Source organism: Micromonospora foliorum (assembly GCF_022229015.1).
GTDB lineage: Bacteria > Actinomycetota > Actinomycetes > Mycobacteriales > Micromonosporaceae > Micromonospora > Micromonospora foliorum.
Genome location: NZ_JAKKFF010000095.1, coordinates 1 through 4582, shown reverse-complemented (window position 1 = coordinate 4582; position 4582 = coordinate 1). Strand labels below are relative to the sequence as shown.

Genomic DNA, 4582 nt, shown 5'->3' with positions numbered 1-4582 from the left:
GGCCCGGTAGAACCGCTCGAAGACCCGTTCCGACTGCTCCGCGGAGAGGCCGGGGCCGGTGTCGGCCACCTCCACGACGGCGAAGCCACCCGGTTCGGCACGCAGCCGTACCCGGATCTCGGCCTCCGCCGGGGTGTGGGTGAGCGCGTTGGTGACCAGGTTGCCGATCACCTGCCGCAACCGCGCGTCGTCGGCGGAGACGACGAGCGGGCCGGAATCGGGCTCGATCTCCAGCTCGATCCGCCGGTCCGGTGCCATCGCCCGGGCGGCCTGCACCGCGTCGGAGGCGAGCACCGGCAACTCCACCGGGGTCAGCGAGAGCGGCCGTTCCATGTCCAACCGGGCGAGCAGCAGCAGGTCCTCCACCAGCAGCCCCATCCGGGCCGCCTCGTCCTCGATCCGGCGCAGCAGACCGGCGGTCTGCTCCGGCGCACGGGCCGCACCCTGTCGGTACAGCTCGGCGAAGCCGCGAATGGTGGTGAGCGGCGTACGCAGCTCGTGGGAGGCGTCGGCGACGAACTGCCGCATCCGCTCCTCGGAGCGGATGGCCCGCGCCTCGGACGCCTGAGCGGCGGCGGCGGCATCCCGGGCGGCGCTCTCCGCCCAACGCGCCGAGGTCTCCGAGGCGGCTCGGGCGGTGAACGCCGCCTCGATCTGGGTGAGCATCGCGTTCAGCGCCCGGGAGAGCCGGCCCAGCTCAGAAGTCGGATACTCCTGCCCCTCCTCCGGGTCGGGCACCCGGCGGGTCAGGTCACCACCGGCGATGGCGGCGGCGGTGCGTTCGATCTCCACCAACGGTTTGAGGCTGGTCCGGACGATCGCCGCGCCGACCGAGGCCAACATGATCAGCACCGACCCACCGACCAGCAGGTCGATCCAGGCCAGCCGTTTCACGGCGAGGTCGACATCGGTCAGGTGCTCGCCGATCGCCGCCATCTGGCCGTCGGGCCGCTCGATGTAGAACATCCGCCAGCGCACCGAGCTGTCCCGGGCGCGGATGGTGCGTGGCTTGCCATCCTGGGCCTTCTCCTGCGCTTCGAACCCGGCCGCGTCGCTCGGCCACGGCGGCAGATCGGCCGTTCGGAAGCGGGACGTGTCGTACGCGAAGTCCCTCACCTTGCCGGTGGTCGGGCTGGTCAGCACGACCACGTAGTCGCTGGGCAGCGAGACGCCGTTCGACGACGGCATGATGGACTGGATCCGGTCCGCCGACTCGCGCAGCTCAAGGTCGATCTGGTCGACCAGGTAGTTGTGCAGGAAGTACGCGGTCGAGACGCTGATCACCACCAGGGCGCCGGAGACGAGCGCGAGCACCGAGGCGACCAGCTTGATCCGCAGCGGAACGCTGCGCACCCGTCCCTTTGCCTGCTGGACCGCGTTCACGCCGCCGGCTTGCGCAGCACGTACCCGACGCCGCGGAGGGTGTGGATCAGCCGGGGTTGGGTGGTGTCGACCTTGCGCCGCAGGTACGAGATGTAGGACTCGACGATGTTGTCGTCGCCACGGAAGTCGTAGTTCCAGACGTGGTCGAGGATCTGCGCCTTGGACAGCACCCGGTTGGCGTTGAGCATCAGGTACCGCAGCAGCTTGAACTCGGTCGGCGACAGCTGCACGCGCTGGCCGGCCCGGTGCACCTCGTGGGTCTCCTCGTCCAACTCCAGGTCGGCGAAGGTGAGCCGGGACGGGGCCTGCTCGCCGGTCGTGGTGCGGCGCAGCACGGCGCGGATCCGGGCGGTTAGCTCCTCCAGGCTGAACGGCTTGGTGACGTAGTCGTCGCCGCCCAGGGTGAGCCCACGGATCTTGTCGTCGGTGGCGTCCCGGGCGGTGAGGAACACCACCGGGGTACGCGTGCCGCCCTCGCGGAGCATCCGGATGACCTCGAAGCCGTCCAGGTCGGGGAGCATCACGTCGAGCACCACCAGATCGGGCCGGTGGTCCTTGGCGGCGTGCAGCGCCGCACTCCCACTTGTCGCGGTGGCCACGTCGAAGCCCGCGAACCGCAGACTCGCGGAGAGCAGTTCGAGGATGTTGGGGTCGTCCTCGACGACAAGCAGTCGGGCCTCGGTCTGGGTAGCGGGCATGCGCCCATCATCGGTGACATCACTGCGCCAGCGCTGGACGCTTCCTGCAAAAAGGCTGTGAGTCGCCGGACGCTCGGCGACGGCGCTCAGCGCAGGAGGCGACGCAGCCCGTCGAGGGCGCCGTCGAGCAGTCGGATCGCGGTACGCAGCTGGGTGTCGCTGAACTGACGGGCGCGCATCAGCCGGCCCACCTCGGCGGTGAACGCGGCCAGCCGCTTGTCGAGTTCGTCGAGCAGCTCGGCCTGCGGCCCGGCGGTCGACGCCGGTCGGGGCGGCGGTGCGGGCGCCTCCCACCGGGTCCGCCGGGTCTGCCGGGTGGCCTCGCTCAGCTCCCGCTTGAGGTCGCGTACCGATCCGCGTACCTCGCTGCGGATCTCGCCGGCCAGGCTGGAGAGGTCCGCCACGGAGGCCGCGATGTCCGTTTCCAGCGCGGTCAACTCGCTGGCGCGTTGGCGCAGCTCCGCCCGGCCGGCGTCGGTGATGTCGTACGTCTTGCGGCCGCCGGCCGCGGTGTGGCTGACCAGACCCTCGACCTCCAGCCGTTGCAGCCGGGGGTAGATGGTGCCGGCGCTGGGCGCGTACAACCCGAGGAAGCGGTCCTCCAGCAGGCGGATCAGCTCGTACCCGTGCTTCGGGCCGTCGTCGAGGAGCTTGAGCAGGTAGAGCCGGAGCCGCCCGTGGCTGAACACGGCGGTCACGGCAGCTCCTCCCCATCGTCGTCGACGGCTCGGGCGAGCAGGGCGATGCTCCCCGAGGTCGCGGAAGCCCAGAGCTTACCTTCGCCGGCGCCGAGCACCCCCTCGCTGCTGGGCAGTGGGAACGTCGACGTGCGCACCTGCGGGAAGCCGCTGGTTATCCGGCCGGAGGCGGTGTTCAGTTGGACGGCGAGGTCGCTGTCCGCGCGGACCCGGACGGTGATGCTGCCCGAGATGGTGGTCAACCGGATCTCGCTGCGCCGGGGGTTGTCCAGGTCGCAGGTGATGGCGCCCGAGACGGTCTGCGCCCGCACCCGGTCGACGGCGCTGTCGGCGAGGATGACCTCCCCGGAGACCGTCTCCAGGGTGAGGTCGCCGCGGACGCCGAGCGCCTCCACCGGCCCGGACGTGATTTTCGCGGAGGTGTTGCCGCGCAACCCCATGAGGGTGATCTGACCGGCGACGACGTGGACCGCGGTCTGCCGGCGCAGGCCGGAGGCGACAAGCGAGCCCGCGACCAGCCCCAGATCGGCGAGGACGTCGGCGGGCACGGCGACGGAGACGTCCACCCGTGGGTAGCGGTGGATCATCCGAAACCATCGCAGGACGTCCGACCAGCCCCGACCGCGCTCCTGCCGGATGCTGAGCCGGCCGTCGGTGTGGTCGATCAGGACCGGTCGACGGCCGACCTGGGTCACGTCGATCCGGGTCGGCCCGTCGGTGGCGACCACGTTGAGCCGTCCACTGATCAGTCGAACGTCCAGCCGGATGACCGGAGCGTCCAGGGTGAGCCGCTGCGGGCTCTCGACCGTCCATCCGGCCATGGCGTCCCCCTCTCGACGACGCGCGGGAGGCACGCCGATCAGGAGGAGAATGTAACGCGATACATCGCGACACCACAAGACAGGTCGTGAGTTGGTCGCCGGCTCGGCGGTCGGCGTCGCTCCCCCTCAGGCCGCCAGGTCCAGCCCCCGACCGTCAACCGGCGTCGGCAGGGGAACGGCCGGAGTCACCGTCGGCACCGGCCGCAGCCGGGCCCGCGCCGCGGCACCCGCCGTCGGCAACAGGTGTACGGCCGACTCGGCGGCTCGGGCCAGCACCCGCCGATCGGCGTCACGGGCCGGGTGCAGCGCGCCGCCGATCGTCACCGAGACCACCAACTCCCGTGCCGCGACCACCCGTGCCACCGAGCGCAGCAGGGTGTCCGCACCGAGGAAGGCGGCTGCCGTGGTGGTCGATCCGGTGGCCTCGCTGCGATAGGTGAGTCGTAGTGGCACCACCGGGCTGCCCGTGTCGATGGCCGCCTGGAACGTCGCGGGCCGGAAACCACCGCCGGGGCGGCAGTCGGTGGCGCCGTTCCCGGCGCACCACGTCGTACCTTCCGGAAAGACCGCCACCGAGCGCCCGGCGCGCAGCGCGTCGGCGACCCGCCCGACGGTGGTCGGCAGCGCCAGCGGCCGGGAACGGTCCACGAAGACCGTGCCCGCCGCCGCGGCCAGCAGACCGACCACCGGCCAGGAGCGGATCTCCCGCTTGGCCACCAGCCGGGTGGGCGCGACCGCCAGCACCGCGAGGACGTCCAGCCAGGAGACGTGGTTGGCGACCAGCAGCGCGCGCCGCCGGGGCAGCCGACCCTTGACCACGAGGCGGACGCCGAAGGCGCGGGCGGTGCCCCGTGCCCAGCCGCCGACAAGCGCCTGCCGCTCCCGGGTGGGCAGCACGGGCAGCAGCAGCACCACGGCGATCCCGGTCAGCAGCATGCCGAGCGCGGCGACCAACCGGAGCACCCGGCGGGCCACCGGCACC

5 protein-coding genes are annotated in these 4582 nt (G+C 71.9%); all 5 read right to left on the bottom strand.

The window, feature by feature from the left end:
• The coding region (locus PSH25_RS09125; protein ID WP_238658589.1) for a sensor histidine kinase at positions 1 to 1383 on the bottom strand (1383 nt) is incomplete at its 3' end.
• On the bottom strand, positions 1380 to 2081 hold the full coding sequence (locus tag PSH25_RS09120; RefSeq protein WP_110561683.1) for a response regulator transcription factor: 702 nt from the start codon (positions 2079 to 2081) through the stop codon (positions 1380 to 1382). The genes PSH25_RS09125 and PSH25_RS09120, both read right to left, overlap by 4 nt.
• A gap of 86 nt (positions 2082 to 2167) precedes the next feature.
• Positions 2168 to 2779 carry a PadR family transcriptional regulator gene (locus PSH25_RS09115; protein ID WP_238658587.1) on the bottom strand — a complete coding sequence of 204 codons (612 nt, stop codon included), beginning with the start codon at positions 2777 to 2779 and terminating at the stop codon, positions 2168 to 2170.
• Positions 2776 to 3600 (bottom strand): DUF4097 family beta strand repeat-containing protein, encoded by an 825-nt coding sequence (locus tag PSH25_RS09110; RefSeq protein WP_238658586.1) that lies wholly within the window; start codon positions 3598 to 3600, stop codon positions 2776 to 2778. Before PSH25_RS09110 ends, PSH25_RS09115 begins: the two co-directional genes overlap by 4 nt.
• 126 nt (positions 3601 to 3726) lie before the next feature.
• On the bottom strand, positions 3727 to 4582 hold an 856-nt coding region (locus PSH25_RS09105; RefSeq protein WP_274527207.1), incomplete at its 5' end, for a lysophospholipid acyltransferase family protein.

Bases quoted from the DNA above. Each gene is read 5' to 3' on its own strand.
- PSH25_RS09120 (WP_110561683.1), bottom strand. From the start codon at position 2,081: ATGCCCGCTACCCAGACCGAGGCCCGACTGCTTGTCGTCGAGGACGAC.
- PSH25_RS09110 (WP_238658586.1), bottom strand. From the start codon at position 3,600: ATGGCCGGATGGACGGTCGAGAGCCCGCAGCGGCTCACCCTGGACGCT.